The sequence below is a fragment of the Mycolicibacterium palauense genome (genome assembly GCF_002592005.1).
In the GTDB taxonomy this organism is placed as follows: Bacteria; Actinomycetota; Actinomycetes; order Mycobacteriales; family Mycobacteriaceae; genus Mycobacterium; species Mycobacterium palauense.
In genome coordinates this window covers 20,823-41,812 of the sequence record NZ_NVQF01000054.1, presented here as the reverse complement: position 1 = coordinate 41,812, position 20,990 = coordinate 20,823, and the positions used below count along the sequence as shown (strand labels likewise).

Genomic DNA, 20,990 nt, shown 5'->3' with positions numbered 1-20,990 from the left:
CCCCCGACGCCCCCGACGCCCCCGACGATTCAGCCACATCGCCGAGGTTGGCCGCCTCCTCGGCCTCGAACTCCTCCTCGGGTTCACGTCCGGGCGTCCGCATGTTCCATCGGGTGATCGCGAACCGGAACAGCAGGTAGTAGACGACGAAGAACCCCAGGCCCATGACGATCAGCAGCGGAATGTTCTTGGCCGCCGGGGCGGTGCCGTAGAGCAGCAGATCGATGAGGCCGGCCGAGAAGGAGAACCCGAGATGGATGTCGAGCAGATAGGCGATCGCCAGCGACAGCCCCGTGAGCAGCGCATGGATGATGTAGAGCGGGAACGCGACGAACATGAACGCGAACTCCAGCGGTTCGGTCACCCCGGTCAGGAACGCAGTCAGCGCGGCCGCCGACAGGATGCCGATCGCGACGCGGCGCTGCTTCTTGTCGGCGACGTGGATCATCGCCAGCGCCGCGGCGGGCAGGCCGAACATCAGGATCGGGTAGAACCCGGAGGTCAGCAGCCCGGCCGTCGGGTCGCCGGAGGCGAACCGGGTCAGTTCGCCGGTGACCACCTCGCCGCCCGGGGTGGTGTAGTCGCCATAGATGAACCACACATAGGAGTTCACGATGTGGTGCAGGCCCAGCGGGATCAGCATCCGGTTGGCGAAGCCGTACACGAAGGCACCCAGCGCGCCGGCGCCGCCGATGAACCTGCCGAGTCCGGTCAGGCCGGCATCGAAGATCGGGTAGAAGTAGCTCATCGCGAACGCGATCACCAGGCTGGCCAGCGATACCACGATGGGCACGAACCGGCGGCCGCCGAAAAAGCCTAGATAGGAGGGCAATTGGATGGTGTGATAGCGGTCGAAGAGCCACGCGGTGAGCAGTCCGATGACGATGCCGCCGAACACGCTGTAGTTGATCTGCGCCTGCTCGCCGGCCTTGTCGAGTTCCCCGGCGAGCACGATCGGCGACATGGTGGTGAAGACCGCCGACATCACCAGATAGCCGACGACGGCGGCCAGCGCCGTCGAGCCGTCGGCCTTGCGCGCGAATCCGATCGCCACACCGACCGCGAACAGCAACGGCAGGTTGGTGAACAGTGCTCCGCCCGCGGCGCTCATAGCCTGGAAGAACGGGCCGATGACCGGCGCGTCGATGCGGCCCAGCAGATCGTCCTGGCCCAACCGCAGCAGGATGCCCGCGGCCGGTAGCACCGCGATCGGCAGCATGAGGCTCTTGCCGAGCCGCTGAAGCTGCGCGAAGCCCGGGATGCGAAGGCCCGACTTTTTCTCTGCGTCTTGCGTTTTCGCCGCTTCGCTCATCGATCGAACCCCTTCTTCCGCCGGTTCCGCCGAGATCTGCCCCCCGGGGCGATCTGAGCGGAAGCCTAGACCAGCAGACACTCCGCGTGACCGGGTTTCCCGCCCCGGCGGTCACCGCGCGCGCCTATCCTGGACGGAACCCGTCGGACGAAGGAGTCACCGTGAGCCCCACGACCGTCTTGGCGCCGGTGCAGGGCCGCGCCGTCGCACTGCGGGATGTCCCCGACCCGGTCTTCTCCCAGGGCATGGTCGGCTACGGCGCCGCAATCGACCCACCCCGCAAGGTGATTGAGGCGGTGGCCCCGGTGTCGGGCAAGCTGCTCAAACTTCTTCCACACGCGTTCGTCGTCATGACGGCCGACAACGTGGGCATTCTGGTGCACCTGGGCCTGGACACCGTCCAGCTCAACGGCCGCGGCTTCAGCACCCACGTCGCCGAGGGCGACCAGGTCAGCGCGGGGCAACCGGTCATCAGCTACGACGTGCCGTCGGTGGAAGCGGCCGGCTACAACCCCGTCGTGCCGGTGGTGGTGATGGACGAACGCGAACCCGCCAACGTGGTCGCCGCCGACGCGGTGGCCGCCGGGGCCGTCATCGCCGCGCAGGAAACGCTTTTCACCGCCGGGCGATAGGGTCCGGCTGTGGAGGTCGTGATTCTGCGCAACTCCGCCGAGATCGGTGGACTCGCCGCCGACGCCGTCTGTTCGTTGTTGCGCCGCCGGCCCGCCGGCGTGCTGGGGCTGGCCACCGGCTCGTCCCCGCTTCCGATCTACGACGAGCTCGCGGCGCGCTGCGCGGCCGGCGACGTGTCGTTCGCCCGGGCGCGCGGGTTCACCCTCGACGAGTATGTGGGGCTGCCCGCCGATCACCCCGAGCGCTACCGCACCGTGATCGACCGGGTGTTCGTCTCCCGGGTCGACTTCGCCCCCGACGCCGTCGCCGCCCCCGACGGCCTGGCCACCGACATCCCGGCCGCCTGCGCGCGCTACGAGGCCGCGATCCGCGAGGCCGGGGGTATCGACCTCCAGATTCTCGGCATCGGCACCGACGGGCACATCGGGTTCAACGAGCCCGGCTCGTCGCTGGCGTCCCGGACGCGCATCAAGACGCTCACCGAGCAGACCCGCCTCGACAACGCCCGCTTCTTCGATGACGATCCCGACGCGGTTCCCACGCACTGCCTGACCCAGGGGCTGGGCACGATCATGGGGGCCCGCCACGTCGTGCTGGTGGCCACCGGTCGGGGCAAGGCCGAGGCCGTGCACCATCTGGTGGAGGGCTCGGTCAGCGCGATGTGGCCGGCCACGATCCTGCAGCACCACCCGCACGTGACGGTGCTCGTCGACGGCGCCGCCGCGCAACGACTCCAGCTGGCCGACTACTACCGGGAGACCTACCGCATGAAGCCGGCCTGGCAGGAGATCTGAGGCGGGCCACCGTGCTGATCACCGCCGACACCGTACTGACCGGCCGGGACCTGTTGCGGCCCGGCTGGATCGACATCGCCGCGGGCACCGTCCGGGCCATCGGATCCGGGGCCCCGGCCGCCCCCGCCGATCACCGTCTGGGCGCCGTCACGGTGGTCCCCGGCTTCGTCGACACGCACACCCACGGCGGCGGCGGCACCGACTTCTCGACGACGGCGCAACCCGACATCGCCCACTCGGCGCGACTGCACCTGCGCCACGGCACGACGACCCTGGTGGCCTCGCTGGTCTCGGCCGCGCCCGAGGACCTGGTGGCCCAGATCGGCGCGCTGCGCGCGGCGGTCGAGGCCGACGTGATCGCCGGCATCCACCTGGAGGGACCGTGGCTGGCGGCCACCCGCTGCGGGGCCCACGACCCGTCGGTGCTGCGCGATCCCGAGCCCGCCGAGCTCCAGCGTGTGCTTGCCGCCGGCGGCGGCACGATCCGGATGGTGACGCTGGCACCGGAGCGCGCCGGCGGCCTCGACGCGGTGCGCCGCATCGCCGGGGCGGGGGCGGTGGTCGCCGTGGGGCACACCGAGGCGACCTACGAACGGACCCAGGCGGCGATCAACGCCGGCGCCACCGTCGGCACACACCTGTTCAACGCGATGCGCCCGATTCATCAGCGCGAACCCGGCCCGGTCATCGCGCTGCTGGAGGATCCCCGGGTGACGGTCGAGTTGATCACCGACGGCGTGCACGTACATCCGGCGCTGTACCGGGAGGTGCGCCGCAGCGCCGGGCCGGACCGGGTGTCGCTGATCACCGACGCCATGGCCGCGGCCGGCATGCCCGACGGGCGCTATCGGCTGGGGTCGTTGGCGGTCGACGTCCGCGACGGCACCGCGCGCGTTTCGGGCAGCGACACCATCGCGGGCAGCACCGCGACCATGGACCGGGTCTTCCGATTCGCCGTCACCCGGTCCGGGCTGGATCGTGACGACGCGCTACGGCTGGCCGTGCGCATGGCCACCGTCAACCCCGCGCGCGCATTGGGGCTGCCGGAGGCCGGGTTGGTCCCCGGCGCGGTCGCGAACCTGGTGGTCCTGGATCCCGCCCTCGAGGTCACGGGTGTGCTGCACCGGGGAGCGTGGGTCATCCAACCATCACGCGGGGAACCCTCACGCGGGGAGGCGGACGGCTTCAGCGGTTAGCGGCGGTCAGTGCGCGTCTTCGAACGCGCGCAGCACGCTGGTCTTCACCCGACCCCGGTCGGAGACCTCGTAGCCCTGCTTGCGGGCCCACTCGCGAATCGCCGCGAGCTGTTCCTTGGACGCCTTGCCGTTGTGGTGTCCGTTGCCGTTACTCCGGCGGCCGTTCGAGCTACGCAGTTTGGCGGCGGCATCGATATACGGTTTCAGGCTCTTTTCCAGCTTGGCGATATTCGCTTCCGACAGGTCGATTTGATAGTCGACTCCACGCAGGGAGAAGTCGACACGCTCCCCGCCGCCATCGGGGATCTCGGTACCGTCGAGATCGTCAATCAACTGGCGCACAATACGCTCGGCCATAGGTCACTCCTCATCCACGCTCCCCCATGGCGAATATACTAGCGCTTTTAGTGGCATTCCCAAAAAACTTGTCATTGAGTCCCGAAGCGTTGTGAAACACACTACACACCAACATCTTTGATGCACGTAAGGGCACTCTTAAATTAACTGGGGCGTTCATGGCCGTGCGCGGGTGCGCAAGTTTAGCGAAGGTCTAATGTTTGCTTTGCCCGACGCAGACCACGGCTCGACTACCCGCGATACCGCACCGATGCACCGGTCGGCGGACCGAAACCGGAAGAAATGGGCGCGAACCGGGAGTATGCCGAGAAAATGTCCCCGACCGCCGGGCCTGCGACGTTCCGGACGGAAGGACGCCGCCCGAACCGCACGGCTACCGCCGACGGGTATCGATTTCGCCGCGGGCGAAAATTCGCCGCAATAGACATTCAAAGCAGATTCAAAGCCTTCCACGGTGGCGTCGGAAAGCGGCCTGCACCCGCAGACCGCGCCACTTCGGGGGTTCGACGCACCGCAATGGTCCAGACTGGCAGGCATGACTGAACCCGGTGCGCCCCGTGTCGCGGTGTATCTCGACTTCGACAACATCGTCATCTCCCGGTATGACCAGGTCAACGGTCGCAATTCGTTTCAGCGGGACAAGTCCAAGGGACTGCAGGAGTTCCCCGAGCGGCTCAAGCGGGCCACCGTCGACGTGGGCGCCATCATCGACTTCGCCTCCTCGTTCGGCACGCTGGTGCTCACCCGCGCCTATGCCGACTGGTCCGACGACATCAACGCCGGGTACCGCCACCAACTGGTGGCGCGCGCGGTCGACCTGGTCCAGCTCTTCCCCGCGGCCGCCTACGGCAAGAACGGCGCCGACATCCGCCTCGCCGTCGACGCGGTGGAGGACATGTTCCGGCTGCCCGATCTGACCCACGTCGTGATCGTGGCCGGCGACTCCGACTACATCGCGCTGGCCCAGCGGTGTAAGCGGCTGGGGCGCTACGTGGTGGGCATCGGGGTGGCCGGGGCGTCGAGCCGCGCACTGGCCTCCGCGTGCGACGAGTTCGTCATCTACGACGCACTGCCCGGGGTCCCCGTGCTGCAGCCCGCCGAGGACCAGGGCCGCGGCACCAAGCCGCGCAAACGGCGGTCGGGGTCCGACGACGAACCGGCGGACCCGCAGGCCGACGCGACGGGGCTGCTGACCCGGGCCATGCGGATCGGCCTGGAGAAGGACGACGCCGAATGGCTGCACAACTCGGCGGTCAAGGCTCAGATGCGGCGCATGGACCCGTCGTTCAGCGAGAAGTCCCTGGGATTCAAGTCCTTCAGCGACTTCCTGCGGTCCCGCTCCGAACTCGTCGAACTCGACGAGAGCTCCGACATCCGGATGGTCCGGCTCCGCGACACCGAGTGAACACCGGCCTCAGCGGTGCGCGCCCACGGTGAAGGCGTGCTCGGCAAACTTGCCCTGTCCTGTGGTGGCCAGGTCGGCCAGCATCTCGCCCCACACCGGCGCGAACTTGAATCCGTTGCCGCTCAACGCCGTTGCAACGACGATTGCACCGTCGGCGACGGTGTCGATGATCGGCATCTTGGTCGGGGTGAAGGACTCGGCGTGCAGCGACCAGCGCGAGGCGTCGGGGATCAGGTCGGGCAGCATGCGCTGCATCTGCCGACCCGCCCACCTCAACTGTTCGGGGCTCAGCGTGGTGACGCGGTCGTCCGGGTCGGCGGCCAGCGGGAAATCGATGTTCGGCGTCGCCTTGATGCTGTACCCGTCCAGGGTCGGGATGCCGAAGGCGTGCACGCCGTGCAGGTCGCGCATGAACCCCGGGAAGACCTCGGGGCTGAACATCTCGATGTGACGCGGGATGAACCAGATCAGCGCGTAGGTGACCACCTTCACCACGTCGGCAAGCTCCGGCAGCAGCCGGGTGGTCCAGGGACCGGCGCTGACCACCACCCGGCGCGCCCAGACCGCCCCCTGCGAGGTGACGACACGCACACCGTCGCCGGTCGGTTCGATCGCCACGACGGTGGTGTCGTAGCGGACCGCCGCGCCGTGGGCCAGGGCCTGGTCGGTGGCCGCGGCCACCGCGGTCTCGGGGCGCATCGCCCCGCCGAGGGTGTCCAGCACGCCGACGTCGTCGTCCTCGACGTGGAACTGTGGGTAGCGGCGGCGCAACGCCGCGGCGTCGAGGATCTCGTGGGGCAGGTCGTACTCCCGGATCGAGCGCAACGTGGACTCCAGGTCCGGATGGCCCTGCGGCCCCAGGCTCAGCGCCCCGACCGCAAGCAGCGGGTGCTGCCCGTAGGCGTCCCCGAGCTGCGTCCACAGCTCGCGCGAGCGCAACAACGCCGGCGTGAACAGCTGGCCCTCCTTGGCCGCGACGCGAAACAGCCGCGACTCCCCCGCGTAGGCGCCGTGGGTGTGCACGCGCCCGAACTGCTCGATTCCCAGCACGTCCACACCGCGTTTGGCCAACTGCCACAATGCCATCGAACCCATCGAGCCCAACCCGACGACGACGACGTCGGCGCGGTCCAGGTAGTCGGAATTGCTCATGCCAGCGCCGGCCTCTCCCACAGATTCAGTGTCGTCCCGATACCGCGGGTGACCGCGTTGCGGAACACCACGGTGGCCCACGCCACGTCCTCGACCGGCATCCCGCCGACGGACAGGATGACGATCTCGTCGTCGCGACGACGGCCCACGGCGTCACCGGCGACGACGGCACCGAGGTCGACCAGGTCGTCGGGGCTCATGCTGCCCTCGTGGATCATGTCGATGAACTTGCTACCGATCAGCGGCACCCGAGCGTGTGAGGGATACCCGTATTCCTGGGCCCACAGCTGGTACATCCCGGTGTTGTCGACGACCTTGCGCACGTCCGGCGCCTGCATGGCCGCGTCGATGTTGCACGCCGCGGGCATGGCCAGGAACGCCCCGGGCTTGACCCAGTCACGCACCACCGTCGGATAGCCGGCGGGATCGTCTCCGGTGGAGTTGGTGCAGAACGCGACGACGTCGCTGCCGCGCACCGCGTCCTCGACCGAGTCGACGGTCACCACGCTCAGCCGCGGAAACTGCGTCGCCACCCACGCGCGGAAGTCCGCCAGGCCCGCGGCGCCGCGGCCCTTGACCTTCACCGTGTCCAGCGCCGGGCAGGTCGCGACGAACGCCGCCAGCGAGGTACGGCCCATCACTCCCGGCCCGACGATGCCGGCCACCCGGGAGTCCGGGCGCGCCAGGTGGCGGGCGCCCACCCCCGGGACGGCACCGGTGCGGTAGGCCGAGAGCAGATTGGCCGACATCAGTGCCAGCGGGGCGCCGGTCTCGGTGTCGTTGAGCATGAACATCAGTATCGAGCGCGGCAGCCCCCTGTCCCGGTTGGCCAGGTTGGACCCGTACCACTTGGCGCCGGTGGTGCCGAAACGTCCACCCAGATAGGCGGGCATGGCCATGAACCGCCGATCGGCGGCGTTGCGCGGCATGGCCGGAAACGGGGATTCGTCCGGGAAATCGACCATGGCGCCGTGCGAATCGCCGTTCGGGCCGGCCATGCGGTAGTCGCCACGGTGCAGGAGCACGAAGGTCTCCGCCATGGCGTCGACGCATGCCGTCATGTCGGTGACGCCGGCGGCGATCATGTCCGGCTCCGAGAGGTAGCGGAAGTCGATGGCCGGTCCGGCCTGCGCCTCGGGCGGCGCGGCGGCGGCGGTGGTGGCAAGGGTTTCGAACACGACCGAACGTTACGTCTGTAATGTTGCAACATTATGTTTGTAATGTTCCGGGCGGCGTCACGGAGGTTGTGTTTCCGTTAACTCGGACCACGTCTAGCTCGGGCCACGTCCGCCGGGACCGGGAAGGGGGCAGCCCAGGTGCACTCGGACCGCGAGGGCCGGCCGGGTTACGGCCAGGGCCGCGATGCGCTGATCGCGGCCACCATCCGCGTCGTCGCCGACCGGGGGGTGCGCCGGCTCACCTACCGGGCGGTCGCGACCGAGGCCGGCGTCACCCACGGCACCGTTCAGCATCACTTCGCCAACCTCGACGAGCTGCTCGAGGCCGCGCTGGAGTACTGCGTGGCGGTCAGCCTCGCCGGGTCGACGCTGGTCCCCGCGGGCGATCGGATCGAGGACTTCGTCGCCACCCTGGGCGACTCGGTCCGCGCGACGCTCGACGAGCAGGTGTTCCAGTACGAGCTGGTGCTCGAATCGCGGCGCCGCCCCGAACTGCGCCCGCACGTCGACCGCTACTACGAGAACTACCGCGCGGCCACCGGCGAGGCGTTGCGACGCCTGGGCCTGCCCGATGACCTGCACACCGTCGACATCGTGTTCTCGGCCCTCGACGGGCTGGTGTTCCGGGCGGTCGCACTGGGCGGCGCGGAGCTGAGGAACCTCGACGCGCAACTGGACCGGCTGCGCGAGATCCTGGTGCAGCTGCGGCGCGGCTAATCGGCGGTGCGCGCCCCGACCACCGCGTGTATCCGGCCGTGCGGGTAGGGCAGGGCGATGCCGTTCTCGTCATAGGCGCGCAGGATCTCGCGGCGCAGCCGGCGCTGCACCGACCACTGCGCGTTGGGGCGGGTCTTCAGCGTCATCCGCAGCGTGAGCAGATCCGGTGAGAGTTCCTGGACTCCGAGCATCTCCGGTTCGCCGAGCACCTTGCCGGCCAACGACGGGTCGGCGATGGCCTCCTCGGCCGCGTCGACGGCGACCCGCTCGGCCTTCTCGACGTCGGCGGTCAGCGCCACCGGCACCTCGATGCGGGCCACGGCGTACTCCTGGCTCATGTTGCCGACACGCACGATCTCACCGTTGCGGACGTACCAGAGGGTGCCGTCGATGTCACGGACCGTGGTGATGCGCAGCCCGACGCTCTGCACCTCGCCGATCGCCTCACCCAGGTCGACGATGTCGCCGACACCGTACTGGTCCTCCAACAGCATGAACACACCGGTGACGAAGTCACGCACCAGGTTCTGGGCGCCGAAACCGATGGCGAGCCCGACCACCCCGGCCGAGGCGATGAACGGCGCGATGTTCACCCCGAGCACGTTGAGGGCGGCCAGCACCAGCCAGACCAGCAGCACGATCGACACCGTGGACTTCAGCACCGAACCGATGGTCTGTGCGCGCTGCTGGCGCCGCTCGTTGACCTGCTCACCACTGGCAGTCGCCGGCACCCGGTCACGCAGATACCGCAGCAGCACCGGCCTCTTGGCGCGGGCCTGCTTCTCCCCGGAAGCCTCCTTCTCCTCCCCGGAAGCCTCCTTGGCCGCTCTGCCGATGGTGGCCCGGTCGATCATCCGGTGCAGCACGTACCGGGCGATCAGGACGACGACCACATAGGCCACGAGGCGGATGGGCACCTCCACGAGCCAGTGCTGGTTGGTGTCGGTCCATTCGAAAGCCAGGTTGTGTACGTCCATGAGTCCGACGGTACGTGTACCCGCAAATTCGCCCGGCTACCCGGCGCCCTCGGCCCTGGCCGCGGCGATGCAGGCGCGAACCGTGCGCCGGCACCGACCGCAGTCCATCCCCGCGCCGCACGCCTGCCCGATGTCCTTCGTACTGGAGGCTCCGGCGGCGACGAGTTCCTCGACGACCTGGCTGGTCGCCCCGGAGCACAGACACATCGCACGGGCTGCAGGGCTTCGGCCTCACCGCCCCAGAACAGGGCGCCCAGGGCATAGCGAGCCGATGACCATCCACATCGTCGGCATTGGAGGAAGGACGCGTCGGGGCTCGCCCTCCCAGGGCCCGGCGACTGGGACCTGCCGCTGTACTCACCCCACGGTGCCGCCCCGACGCCGAATGCTCAACGCCTTGTCGAGTTGACGCGTCAGACCGACTGAGCCGGGACGACCAGCCCAACTTCGAAGGTCAGGCGACCGGGACCATCGCCTCCGGTGGGGGCTGATAGCCGCTGCCACTGCCTGGCACACGCGTACACAGGCGAGCGGATCGACCGCGTGAACCGAATCAGTACTGGAGGCCACGCAGTGCTGGCCGCCGCCCCTGCTGACCGACCGACGGGTCGAGATCCTGCAACCGGAGGAACCGGCCTGAGGATTGCCGCGCGGACCGACAGGACTTCTCCCGAGCCGATCCGGGCTAGAGACCCGGGTCCGACCACACGTGGCTGAACTTGCCGCTGCGGGGATTGCGTTGGGGCGGTTCGTCCGCGGGAGCGATCCGCACACCGTGGATGTGCTGGGTATGTAGGAACTCCCGCAACGCACTCTCGATGCGGTCCCACACCTGAGCCGTGGGCCGGTCTGGCTCCGCGTCGAACCGGACCCGCAGCACGGACGGGTCGGTGCGGATCAGCTGGCAGCGGACGACCCCGGGGACCCCCTCGACCAGGGTGGTCAGCGCGAGCGGAAAGATCGTCGCCTCACCCCCGGCGTCGGTGGCGAACCGGAGGACGTCGCCCTGTCGGCCCTGCACGGTCATGACGGGGAATGCGCTGCCGCACGGGCACACCTCGTCGTGCAGGGTGATGGTGTCGCCGAGGTCATAGCGGATCAAAGGCTGAATCCGGTTGCCGAGGTTGGTCAACAGGACGGTGTCCGAGGGTTGGCCTGGCGGTACCGGGCGGTGGTCCTCGTCGACGGGCTCCAGCAGGAACCAGTCGGAGTTCACGTGCAGGCTCTCCGAACCGCACTCGACGGCCAGCGTCACGGCCTCGGTGGCGCCGTACATCTCGCGCACCACGCAGCCGAAGATCTCGCGCAGCTGCGTCTTCTCGGCGGCGGAGATCGGCTCCGCGGTGGGAACGATCATGGCAGGGCTGATCGCCAGCCGGCCCTGCCGCTGCGCGCGGGCCAATTCGAGCAACACGGTGGAGTATCCGATGAGGGATGCGGGCTGATAGTCGTTGAGTTCTGCGACGAGGTCCCCGATGGGACTGCTGGGCGAGAACAGCCGGATTCGGTTGCGGTAGAAGCGGGATTCCCGCTGCACGAGCGCGATACCGGAGGCGCCGGCGAAGTGGCCTCCCGACACGGCGATCTCTGCGCCGCGCAGGTTGTTCCGGATGAGCCGACCGAGCATCGCCGCATTCAGCACCGCGGGGGTGGTCCATCGGTCGGGAAGCGTGTGCACGAGCTTGAGCGACAGGTCATCCTGGACGAACACCCCCGGTTCGCCGGTGGTGCCCGACGTCGTCCACACCGGGTACCGGCCGAGGAACCGCCGGCCGATGTTGCCGGGGTCGGCCAGAAACGCCTCGACGCCGGCCCGGGTGACCGCGGTATCGGTGACGACGTCGTCGAACCGCTCCATCAGCATCGGCTTGGTCACCGGCGGGTACGCCGAGAACGCTCCGGGTTCGACCGGCAGGTCCGAGTAGAGACGCCCGTAGAAGCGGGAGTGCGCCCTGGCGTAGCCGATCAGGTCGGCCAGGCGCCGCTCCTGACGCACCCGGATCGCCGGCGCATCGGCCCAGCGAGCCCGCCACATGTCCAACCCGGGGCTACGTGAAAAGAGCACAGAGCACCCACACGATCAAACCCGTCCAGACCAGTCCCGGTACCCAGCCGGTCCTGATCACGTTGGTGTCCGAGAACCACGATCTTTCGACCTTGAGCATGTACTCCGAGAACGGGGCCAGTGCGAGGGACACCAGGGCCATGGCGAACAGAGTGGCTGCCCAGATCTCGACGATCGTCAACTCCTGCAGGAGGATTGCGAGCAGACCGCCGGCGGCGAGCAGCGAGAGCACGGTGGTGACCGTGGAGTTCCGCCAGTATCTCTTGGTGACGTTCTCGAACCAGGACTTCTGCCCTCTCCACAGGATCCACCCGACCTTGACCGGCACGATGACCGCACCGGCAAGCGCCACCACCTCTATCGCGGTCATGACCGCCCTCCGTCCCCTGGCACGACAACGATCGTGGACCTCGTGCCGGCACGTTGTCAGGGCCGATGGTCATCGTTCTCCAGTCGTTGGTCGCCCCTCGACCCGGCTCGGCCATAGGAGACACCTCTAAGTCGGACCCGTGGACCAGCCCGACACCGACAAGGCGATGTCAGCCCGTGACGAGGTACTCCTGCGCGGTCTGATCGACTGGGTCCCACTACAGCGGCTGAATACCACACTGCCGAGGAACATCCGGCACGAATCCACCTCGATGATCCAACGGCGCGTCATCGAGCTCATTCGATCGCTCGTCGACGGGGGCCTTGCCGAACTGGGAGACCTCAATGGGCCCGATGATCGATTCGCTCCATGGCGATTCCCGTTGGACGAGTCGATCGACCGTATTCGCCGGGTTTACGTCGACCACTTCGCCGAGGACACCATCTGGCCCTGGTATGCGTGGCTCAACCTCGCCGCGAAAGGCGAAGCGGCCGCTCAACGCATCGAATCCGGATTGTCGGGCTGATCACCGCACTCCCGTCGCATCGATGAAGGCTTGCAGTGCCCCACCCGCGAGGTCGATGACGGTATTTTCGGTTTGGGCAAAGCCCGTCCGCGGAACGCGCCCGCAACACAATGAAAACGGCCCCCGGAGTCTCCTCCGAGGGCCGTTCCCACTTAGTAGCCCTGGGACGGTTCAGTCCGAACACATTGTTGACTGGTGTGCAAGATGATGTTTCTGAGGCTGAACACTCGCATGCGTTCGTATCGCCGCCTCGGCAACGGCGCCGGATCACTGCCGCGCTACGGTCCGCCGTCGTCGAAGCGTACGAATCCGGGCAGACCAGTCGACAAGTAGCGGAGACGTTCGCTATCGGTCGAACGACAGTGTTGAAGGTCTTGAAGGCTGCCGGCGTGACAGTGCGCCGCCGAGGTCGCAGCTAATAGTTCACTCGTCGAACGGTCTGGCCTCGAGGAATTCGGCGAGCTGGCTGACGTCCCGATCTATGTCATAGCGACGAAGCAGGCTGATATACCTCGCCTTGTCGACATTCCAGTCATATTGGAGCACCGGATCGGAATCTTGCGCGGCAGCGAACAGTAGGTCTGCGAGAAGCCTCGTGGTACGGCCGTTTCCGTCGACGAACGGGTGGATCCGGACCGTCTCGGCATGGGCCACAATACCCAGTTCATGCGGCGTCCAGTCGTCAGTGTTCTCCCATCTGTAGAGGACCGTGCCCAACGAGTTGCGGAGGTCGACAGCAATCTGCTCGTATGCAACCCCGATGTTGACATCGTGCGTTCGCCATTTGCCCGCCCATGTCCAGATGTCTCGGTACAGGCAGGCGTGCAGGTCTTTGAGGAAGTAGTCGGTCAACAGTTCACTCGGCTGTAGCGAGCCCTCCAGAGCCGCGGTGAGAAGCTCCTCAGCCACCTGCTCCTGGATGGCCTGCTCCAAGTCGTAAACCGCAGCCCTAGTCACCGGTGCACCCAGGGTCTGCGCCGCATTAGGCAGAAGAGCCGCCAATTCGTCATCAGGAAGCGGCGTTTCGCCATACTCCGGCGTCAGGGACATCAGGGACGCAGTTGACGGGCAGCGAGGAAGCGCTCCACCGAGGGGGATCGAACGAAGCCAGCAGGAACTATACGATTCTCAAGCTTTGCCGAGGCCTTTGTCGATCGGACAGCGGCCCGTTTCACAGCATCTTTCGCAGGGATACGACGACGGTCCACAGCCAGCACCTCCCTCTCGCTCTCAGCGTGAAGCACTATCTTACTGCGGTTCACACGGGCATCCTCTGTCCCAGGAATAACCACCGATAGCCGTTCCTCCACCCAGAGCCAGTCAACTACCTCCTGTTCAAGACGTACTCGTTCGCCCAACCGGCCTTCGACCAGATCGACATAGAGGTCGTGTTCGTCGGCGGTCAATCGGGTGAGGGTCGACGTGGCCGGACGGTCTTCGCTCACCCAGCGGTCACGATGGGCCAGCAGCGTCTCACGGTCCATCAGGACTGAACGCGTCCGCGGCAGCCAAGCCCGCAGTCGGTCGAGGATGGCGAATCCGTGGGTATCGATGTCTCCCCAGTATTGGACGTCGGCGTCGGCGAGCCATTGCAGGCGTCCGACATGGTCGACTTCGAAGCCCTTCCCCCAGATCACGACACCGTCCGCGGGCACGTCGCTGCTCAGATAGCTGATCTCGTTCTCGATGATTATCGCCACTCGTGGCTCAACGCGGAGCTGTGCCAGTTCCTCGGAGCGTACCGCCAGCTCCGTCAGCGCTGCCGGAAGGCCCAGCGAGGGCGCCGGCCGCAGCCGGACCAACCCAGGCTTCGATCGCAGACCTAGGTCGGCGAGGAATCCCTGGGCTGTCGATGAAACGCCCAGCATCGCCGCCAGCACCGGTCGGTGTCTCTCGGCGAACTTGGTGTCGACGCCGGGTGCACTGATCTCGCGCAGGTACCGATCCGATTGCCGGTGACTATCGAGCCACACGTAGGCGGCGATCAGCTGCGCCACCTCGGGCGCCAGTGCGAGCGCGCGATGCGGATTGTCGACGACCCACTTTCGAACCGGCGGATGTTGATGTGCGAGAGCGAGCAGTTCGTCGAAACGACGGACCAAAGGCGTCACACCCAGCAGCGCCCAGGTCTGCTCGCTTGAAGACACAACTGCGCGGATGGGCAACCGGTTGCGGCCGATCTGCCTGCCGCCGATCGATCGCCACTGCAGGCAGTATCGGCCGTCGTCACGACGACCGGCGTCCAGAGCCGCCACCCAGTCGCGGGCAGCGGCGACGTCGTCACCGATCTCCGACGGCTTTGGGCCATGAAGCGGCACTTCGATCGGATCAAAGGCGTTGCCGTTGGCGTACGCGCGCAACAACGATCCATCGTCCCACCGGCGTCTGACCTTGGCCGCGATGTCGTCTGGTGTGGTCCATCCGGCACTCACGGTCGCGGTCCATCACGCCTCGTCCGGTACTCCTCGATCGTCATCGTCTGCAGGCGCGAGTAAATACCGGTTGGATTGTCGACGAATCCGATCGCCTTCACATACGGCTCGATGACGTGGACCTTCTGTAATGGCGTGACGATGAGGAGTTGCAGTCCAAGCGTCGCGAAGAGATCCAGCGCGTAACGGGTCGAGACATCCGAGCCGCGCCCAAACGCTTCGTCGATCACCGCGAATCGGAAGTCGCGTGATTGCTCGGCACCCCACTCGAGCCCGAACTGGTAGGCAAGCGATGCAGCCAGAATCGTATAGGCGAGCTTCTCCTTCTGGCCGCCGGACTTGCCGTCGGAGTCGCTGTAATGCTCCCGCTCGAGGCCGGTCTCGACGTCGCGCTCGGAGGCGGAGAAGACGAACCAGTTGCGCACGTCGGTAACCCGTCGTGTCCAGTTCTTGTCCGATTCAGCGTAACCGTCGCGACCACGGAAGCGCTCAATGATCCGCTTGACGTCCAGGAAACGCTGCTCGGAGTACTGGTCGCCATCGACCGCAAGGGTGTCGTTGGTCAGGTTCCGTAAGTCCGCGCGGAACTGGGCAACGTCCTGGTTGGTGGTGGGTTCCTTCTCCAGTTTGATGAAATGACCGGGGTTGTAGGGAACCGCGCCGAGTGCGTCGTTGATGCGGTCGATGCGGTCGTCGATGACCGACGCCTGCCGGCCCAGCCAGTTGTTAAACCCGGCCAGCTCCTGGATGGCGTTCTTGTTGAGCTGTTCTTTGAACTCGCGTTCGAAACGCGGGAGATCGTCGGTGGCAATCCGGTCCCGGAACGCCAGGAACTCTTGGCGGGCCTCGACACTGGCGTCCATATCCGCGCGAAGCTGCGGCCACCGCACCAAGACCTTGAGCATTGACTGGATCAAGCTCTGGGCATAGCCGCCAAGTTCTTTGTTGAGCCGGTCGATACGTTGATGGAGATCCGCGGAGAGGGCGTTCTCGGTCTCGGCGCAGTCCGCTGCCCGCGTCGGGCGGTTCTCCCCGAGGCGTACATCGAGGTTTGCGTACGACTCGCGGGCGGCTGCCAGCTGCGCCTCCGGCTGCGCTGCGACAAGATCGTCGTCGCGCGTCTTGCCCTGCTTTGCTTGCTCGGCCGCCTTGGCCGTGGTAGCGAGCCTGCCGGTGAGCCCCTCGATCGAATTCGCCACGACCTCAGCTTGTTTGGCATTGTCCTCAAGCGCCCGGGCGATCTCCTCCAAACGCGATGAGCCCGCCTCCAACCGAATCCGTTCGGCGTCATGTTGGTTCGCGCGCGCCTCGGCCTCGTCGACGTCGAGGTCGCTCCAGGATCGGAATCCTTCAATCCGAATGAGTGCTTCCAGCCTTTTCTGCAACGCGTCCCGCTGCTTACTCAGCCCCTCCAGCTCAGATGCGGCCGCCCCGCGCTCGGCGTCCAGCTCGGCGAGCTCGGCGCTCAGCGCGGCGATCTTTCGCTCATTGGCCCAACCGAGCACCCAACGACGAGGGTCGTCGACGCGATGCCGGTCGTCCTTCTCGTGACGCTCACCGGAGCGCACCTGGCCCTCACGGGTGACGGCCCGACGTTGGTTGCGGAACTCCTCAAGGCTTCTGGCACAACGGAAGTCGGCGCGCTTTGTGAGTTCGTTGACGAGGTATTCACGAAATGACCCGTCCTTGACCTCGATACAGTCGGCGAGCAGCAGCCCGTCATGCTCCGGCGGCTGCAGGCGAACCCGTTGTCGGGGGACCCTTTCGTAGACCAGCTTGGCTCCGGTCACCTTGCCGCCGCGGCCGTGGAACGTCAGCCGTCGACCATTCACCCATCCGGTGACGGCGTCGTAGTGCTGTTGCGGCACCAAAAGCGAGAGGGCGAAGCCGCGCAACACGCGTTCCGCGGAACCCCGCCACTCGGCGCGTTCGTCGAAGACGTCGAGAAGCTCACCCGCATAGGGAAGATCCTCCTCCGTCAGCCCGAGGGTCGCGCACAGCTCGGCGCGCACCTCGACCTGTTCGACGGGCAGATTGCTGGTGCGTTGTTGCAGGCTCACGAGTTCGTCGGTGATGTGATCACACTTGCGTTGGAGGTCTTTCTCGCGTCCGATCGCGTCGGCATTGGTCGCGTCGAGCGCGCGCTTTTCGTCCGCGAGCCGGGGGCGTTCGGTGGCCACCAGAGCGGACAGTGCCGCGAACTCCGTGCTACTGGCGACCGCCTCCAGTCCCGCCCCAATAACGGCGGCGTCGAACAAAGCCCTTGTACGACCGCGTGTTGCGGCCTGATTCCGCGCCTCGCGGGCGAGGCGTTCCAGCTCGCCGATGCGATCGCCGCCCGCTCTCGCACGCTCCTCGATAAGCGATTCGCGCGTCAGCGTCAGCGTCTGCTGTCTGGCTTTGGCGGTGTCCTGCTCCCGCCAAAGGGCCGCGCCCTCGGTTTCCAGCGCGGAGATCTCGCCGGCGAGCAGATTCGACCGAAGCTCGGCGACGAAGAGCCGGACTGCGGATCGCTCGCGCTCTCGGGCGTCGCGCTCCGCGAGGGCGTCGTCGTAGCGCGCCGCGGTCTGTAGGACGGACTCAAGGGCTTCGAGCTGCTCCCGCGCACGCTTGACGGCATCGTGTGCCTTCGTGAGGTCCTCGAAGTGGGCGATGATGTCGCGCACGCGGTCGGTGGAATCGCTGGGTTCGAGCATATGGTCACGCACGAAGTCGTTGAGGTTGCCGACCGACTTCATCGAGACGGTCTGGTGGAACAGCTCGAGTGCCTGCTCCGATCGAATGCCGAGTAGACGACGCAACGACGTTCCATACTTCGGGAATTCGTCGAAGACGTCTGCTCCGGCGGCCCGCAGCCTCTTGCGCAGATCACGCAGATCGGAGCCGAAGTCAGCGAAATCCGTCACGATCGACAGCTGCTTTGTTGCGGTGACGAAGAACCGGTAGGGCTGTCCTGTGTTCTCACGCTGCTGGAAGACCTGAGCCAGCGTGACCGTCTCGTCGTAGCCGTGGTTGGTGAAGACTCCAAGGATCACCGAATACGTTCGCCGGTTCTCGCGCAGGCCCTTGGCGCGGGATTTCCCGGTGGCCTCGTTTCGCTCCGACTTGTAATGGCCTTCAACGTAGGAGCGCAAGGTGCGTTCTCTGGCCTCGGCGCCGGCGGCCTTGTTGTAGGCGGCTTTATGGGACGGCACCAACAAGGTGGTGAGCGCGTCGACGATCGTCGACTTCCCGGAGCCGATGTCACCGGTGAGCAGCGCAGTGTCGGAGGCGGGAGTGAATCGCCAGACCTGGGTGTCAAACGTGCCCCAGTTCAACACCTCGGCGTACTGCAGCCGATAGCCAGCTCGTCGGGCTCCGAGTCCGACTGGGGACGAAGGTGTTTCACTCATCACTGGCCACCACTCCGGCATACTCCCTCAGCTTCGCCGCAAAGTCCGACAGGGTCTGGGCGTCGACGTAGGCCTTCAGGATGCGCCGTACCTCCCAATGGTCGTTCTGACCGCGTAACGGCCGGAGAAAGCCGAGTTCTCTAGCCTTGTTGATCGTCGTCTCCGCCTAGTCCACCACTCGAGCGTCGTTGGTCGATTCGGCCTGGAAGAGCCGCAGCATCTCAACGATCTGGTCGGTGGTGAGAACCAGTCGGCCCTCACCGCCGGTGGTCTCGAAGTCGACGAGCCGCTTGCGCAGCAACACCAGCAGTAGACTGACGTTGTACGTCAGTGCCCGCCTGCGCACCAGGCGCGGGAGCGCCTCTTCGCCGTCTTCGGATGGACGGGACCGAAGATAGGCGTAGCCCTCGGCGTCATCGACCACTACGTCCACACCGTTGGTGGCGAAATGGTCTCGCACCCCGGCGCCCAAACGTTCCAGCGTGAGCCAGCCGGCCTCGTCCGAATCTCGGTAGACGACACCTTGCATCAGCCGGATGATGGTGCTGGCGACCTCATGCTCGTTGCTCACCGTCGCCGAACCGTCACTTTCGGCAGCCTCGCGCGCTTGGTCCAGTCCGGATCGGCGGGGTCGGAGTATTCCAGGAGCGTCTCCTCGGCGTCGTCCATATCGACCGTCACGTCCTCGTCGTTGAGTGCGAGATATCCGACGATCTCTGCGGCGCCCTGCTCGATGGGATGTACCGCGACGACGTCGGACAGCAGGGCTGAAGAGCTCTCAGGCAGTACATCGCGGATGGTCTCGATCAAACGTGTTTGGTCGATGAAGGTCTGCGTGAAGAGCAGGTCGGTGTCGACCTTCTCGGTAGCCTCTGGTACGTGACTCTCGACCGCGACCTCTGCGGGCGGCTGGTAGAGCGGGCGTTCGAACGGAAGCGCGATCTCGATGCCCGGCTGGTCGACCTCGAGCCCGAAGGCCGGGGGGCTGTCGCGAAGTTCGAGAGCAACACTCTCCACCTCCCGAACCAGGTTGAGGACGCGCCGATTCTCCAGCCAGACCTGGTCGTCGAGAAAACGGCGCAGCTGTTCAGATATCTGCCTTACGGTGCGCTGCGCGCGATCGGCAGCCTCCGACCAGTCGTGGTGAATGCCGCGGATCCGATCATCGGCTTCGATGACCGCAAGGGTAGAAACCTTGGCCAGGAGGTCAGCGAGTTCGGCCTGGCGCGACTCAGAAAGAAGGAAGTCGTAGAACGCCTGGAAGCTGCGGCCCTGGTCTGAGCCTGCGATCTCGGAGCGACTTCCGACAAGTTCGGCGAGCAGTTCGCCCTTTGACCCGTCCCACGCCGCGATTTTCTCCCGCGCGGCTCGGTCCAAGAAGCGGAAGTTCTCTTCGACCTCGCGAAAATCCGACAACAGCTCCCGCGCAGTCGTGGCGAGCTGTTGGTAGCGGTCGCGGACTCCGGTCGTGTCCAGCACCTGAACCACGCCGGTTTCGACGGCCGCGATCTCGGCGTCCAGTTCGTCGCGGCGCCGACGCAGCTCGGCCAGCCGGATGTCGGGTTGGACCTCGGTGCCGTGCACGATCTGTCGCAGCAGCTCGACCACGGTGTGCAACCTGGACTCGGTCCCGACGAAGGACCGGCCCTTGAGGGATGTGACCCACGCGTAGGCTTTCTCGAACGCCGGTGTCACCTCGTAGTGGACCTCATCGTCGCCGGGCGGGTACAATCGTCGCAGGTACGCGGCGTCGGTGGCCGCCCAGTCCTCCAAATAGGACCGAGCGTCCTTAGGGAACCGTTCGCGTCCGTTCTCGATCGGGAGTTCGGCGTTCAGCGCGTACAGGTGGTCGTCCAATGCCGCCCCGACCTCGCTTGCCGAACACGCGCCTCGGTTGCCCTCCACGAAGAACTCGCCGAGGAAGGAGAGGATCAGCGTGGAGTTACCGGCGCGCAGCAGTCGCCAAGCGGGGTGCCGCTCCCGCAGCGCGTCGATCGTCGCGTAGTCCACCAGGAAAGCGTAGAGAATCCAACCGACAGATTCGGCGCCACTCGCCGGAGTCCCCCTCTTCATCGATCGACGTCCGCACGCTGCTGCCAAAGAATGCATTCAGGCCCGGATCCGATGGGAATCCGAGCCTGAATGTCGTAGTAGCGGGGACAGGATTCGAACCTGCGACCTCTGGGTTATGAGCCCAGCGAGCTACCGAGCTGCTCCACCCCGCGTCGGTGAACACAACGTTACCGAACGGTCGCGCACGCTCCAAATCGCGTGCTCAGCGGGGTTTTCTGCGCCTCCGGGCTCGATGGGACACCGCGCCGCTACCCCAACCACAGCACGCCCGCAGGGTCCTACCGCTCGGTCAGGGCCGCCGGACGCACAGGTGTCCTCGCCGTAGCGGCACGGGGCCGCTACGGGTCCGACGAGCGGGCGCAGTTGCCGGTGTTCCATGGGGCCCGTGAGCGGCTGGCGTGGCCGGTGTAG

At 66.6% G+C, this 20,990-nt stretch carries 18 protein-coding genes, 1 tRNA gene and 1 pseudogene; 6 read left to right on the top strand and 14 right to left on the bottom strand.

All coding sequences use genetic code 11. From position 1 onward, the window contains the following. The coding region (locus tag CSR00_RS19630) for a PTS transporter subunit EIIC (RefSeq protein ID WP_099024105.1) at positions 1–1,312 on the bottom strand (1,312 nt) is incomplete at its 3' end. Between the two features lie 161 nt (positions 1,313–1,473). Between CSR00_RS19630 and CSR00_RS19625 the strand changes: the two genes are divergently transcribed. Genes CSR00_RS19625 through nagA form a run of 3 tightly spaced genes read left to right on the top strand, consistent with a single transcriptional unit; the run spans position 1,474 to position 3,935 of the window. Beyond that, positions 1,474–1,944 carry a PTS sugar transporter subunit IIA gene (locus CSR00_RS19625; protein ID WP_099024104.1) on the top strand — a complete coding sequence of 157 codons (471 nt, stop codon included), beginning with the start codon at positions 1,474–1,476 and terminating at the stop codon, positions 1,942–1,944. A gap of 9 nt (positions 1,945–1,953) precedes the next feature. Continuing rightward, on the top strand, positions 1,954–2,739 hold the full coding sequence (gene nagB, locus CSR00_RS19620; protein WP_099024097.1) for a glucosamine-6-phosphate deaminase: 786 nt from the start codon (positions 1,954–1,956) through the stop codon (positions 2,737–2,739). Between the two features lie 11 nt (positions 2,740–2,750). Beyond that, positions 2,751–3,935: an N-acetylglucosamine-6-phosphate deacetylase gene (nagA, locus tag CSR00_RS19615; RefSeq protein WP_099024096.1), complete on the top strand. Its 1,185-nt coding sequence runs from the start codon at positions 2,751–2,753 to the stop codon at positions 3,933–3,935. 6 nt (positions 3,936–3,941) lie between these two features. Here the strand turns inward: nagA and CSR00_RS19610 are convergent, their stop codons facing one another. Then, a complete protein-coding gene (locus tag CSR00_RS19610; RefSeq protein WP_099024095.1) occupies positions 3,942–4,292 on the bottom strand; it encodes a histone-like nucleoid-structuring protein Lsr2 in 351 nt (116 codons plus the stop codon). A gap of 535 nt (positions 4,293–4,827) precedes the next feature. On the opposite strand from CSR00_RS19610, the gene CSR00_RS19605 reads away from it, so the two are divergent. Further along, positions 4,828–5,697, top strand: coding sequence for an NYN domain-containing protein (locus CSR00_RS19605; protein ID WP_099024094.1), 870 nt, complete (start codon positions 4,828–4,830; stop codon positions 5,695–5,697). Between the two features lie 9 nt (positions 5,698–5,706). Here CSR00_RS19605 and solA read toward each other — a convergent pair whose 3' ends face one another. Both solA and CSR00_RS19595 read right to left on the bottom strand, forming a co-directional pair. Next, complete coding sequence (solA, locus tag CSR00_RS19600) at positions 5,707–6,849, bottom strand: N-methyl-L-tryptophan oxidase (RefSeq protein ID WP_099024103.1); 1,143 nt, start codon at positions 6,847–6,849, stop codon at positions 5,707–5,709. Then, positions 6,846–7,964, bottom strand: a complete 1,119-nt coding sequence (locus CSR00_RS19595) for an ornithine cyclodeaminase family protein (RefSeq protein WP_281259738.1) — start codon at positions 7,962–7,964, stop codon at positions 6,846–6,848. Before CSR00_RS19595 ends, solA begins: the two co-directional genes overlap by 4 nt. 201 nt (positions 7,965–8,165) lie before the next feature. Between CSR00_RS19595 and CSR00_RS19590 the strand changes: the two genes are divergently transcribed. Further along, positions 8,166–8,744, top strand: a complete 579-nt coding sequence (locus CSR00_RS19590; RefSeq protein WP_099024093.1) for a TetR/AcrR family transcriptional regulator — start codon at positions 8,166–8,168, stop codon at positions 8,742–8,744. On the opposite strand, the gene CSR00_RS19585 is transcribed toward CSR00_RS19590, so the two are convergent. The 4 genes from CSR00_RS19585 to CSR00_RS19570 all read right to left on the bottom strand — a co-directional run bounded on the left by CSR00_RS19585 (position 8,741) and on the right by CSR00_RS19570 (position 12,156). Then, positions 8,741–9,721: a mechanosensitive ion channel family protein gene (locus CSR00_RS19585; protein WP_099024092.1), complete on the bottom strand. Its 981-nt coding sequence runs from the start codon at positions 9,719–9,721 to the stop codon at positions 8,741–8,743. The genes CSR00_RS19590 and CSR00_RS19585 overlap by 4 nt on opposite strands. A gap of 36 nt (positions 9,722–9,757) precedes the next feature. After that, positions 9,758–9,928 carry a (2Fe-2S)-binding protein gene (locus CSR00_RS19580; RefSeq protein ID WP_099024091.1) on the bottom strand — a complete coding sequence of 57 codons (171 nt, stop codon included), beginning with the start codon at positions 9,926–9,928 and terminating at the stop codon, positions 9,758–9,760. 478 nt (positions 9,929–10,406) lie between these two features. After that, positions 10,407–11,756 carry a phenylacetate--CoA ligase family protein gene (locus CSR00_RS19575; protein WP_099024090.1) on the bottom strand — a complete coding sequence of 450 codons (1,350 nt, stop codon included), beginning with the start codon at positions 11,754–11,756 and terminating at the stop codon, positions 10,407–10,409. A gap of 13 nt (positions 11,757–11,769) precedes the next feature. Continuing rightward, a complete protein-coding gene (locus CSR00_RS19570) occupies positions 11,770–12,156 on the bottom strand; it encodes a hypothetical protein (RefSeq protein ID WP_099024089.1) in 387 nt (128 codons plus the stop codon). 139 nt (positions 12,157–12,295) lie between these two features. Between CSR00_RS19570 and CSR00_RS19565 the strand changes: the two genes are divergently transcribed. Beyond that, positions 12,296–12,682: a hypothetical protein gene (locus CSR00_RS19565; protein ID WP_099024088.1), complete on the top strand. Its 387-nt coding sequence runs from the start codon at positions 12,296–12,298 to the stop codon at positions 12,680–12,682. Between the two features lie 423 nt (positions 12,683–13,105). On the opposite strand, the gene CSR00_RS19560 is transcribed toward CSR00_RS19565, so the two are convergent. The 6 genes and pseudogenes from CSR00_RS19560 to CSR00_RS19535 form a co-directional block, all read right to left on the bottom strand. Beyond that, a complete protein-coding gene (locus CSR00_RS19560) occupies positions 13,106–13,732 on the bottom strand; it encodes a Fic family protein (RefSeq protein ID WP_099024087.1) in 627 nt (208 codons plus the stop codon). 239 nt (positions 13,733–13,971) lie between these two features. After that, a pseudogene (locus CSR00_RS19555) lies at positions 13,972–15,114 on the bottom strand (Wadjet anti-phage system protein JetD domain-containing protein); the annotation flags it as partial. After that, entirely contained in the window at positions 15,111–18,506 is a 3,396-nt protein-coding gene (locus tag CSR00_RS19550) for an ATP-binding protein (protein WP_099024101.1), read from the bottom strand. The gene CSR00_RS19550 and the pseudogene CSR00_RS19555, both read right to left, overlap by 4 nt. 166 nt (positions 18,507–18,672) lie before the next feature. Continuing rightward, complete coding sequence (locus CSR00_RS19545; protein ID WP_407662480.1) at positions 18,673–19,077, bottom strand: DUF4194 domain-containing protein; 405 nt, start codon at positions 19,075–19,077, stop codon at positions 18,673–18,675. Further along, entirely contained in the window at positions 19,074–20,516 is a 1,443-nt protein-coding gene (locus tag CSR00_RS19540) for a DUF3375 domain-containing protein (RefSeq protein WP_099024100.1), read from the bottom strand. The genes CSR00_RS19545 and CSR00_RS19540 overlap by 4 nt, the downstream gene beginning before the upstream one ends. A 141-nt stretch (positions 20,517–20,657) precedes the next feature. Next, positions 20,658–20,731 (bottom strand) — tRNA-Met (locus tag CSR00_RS19535). Positions 20,732–20,990: the final 259 nt, after the last annotated feature.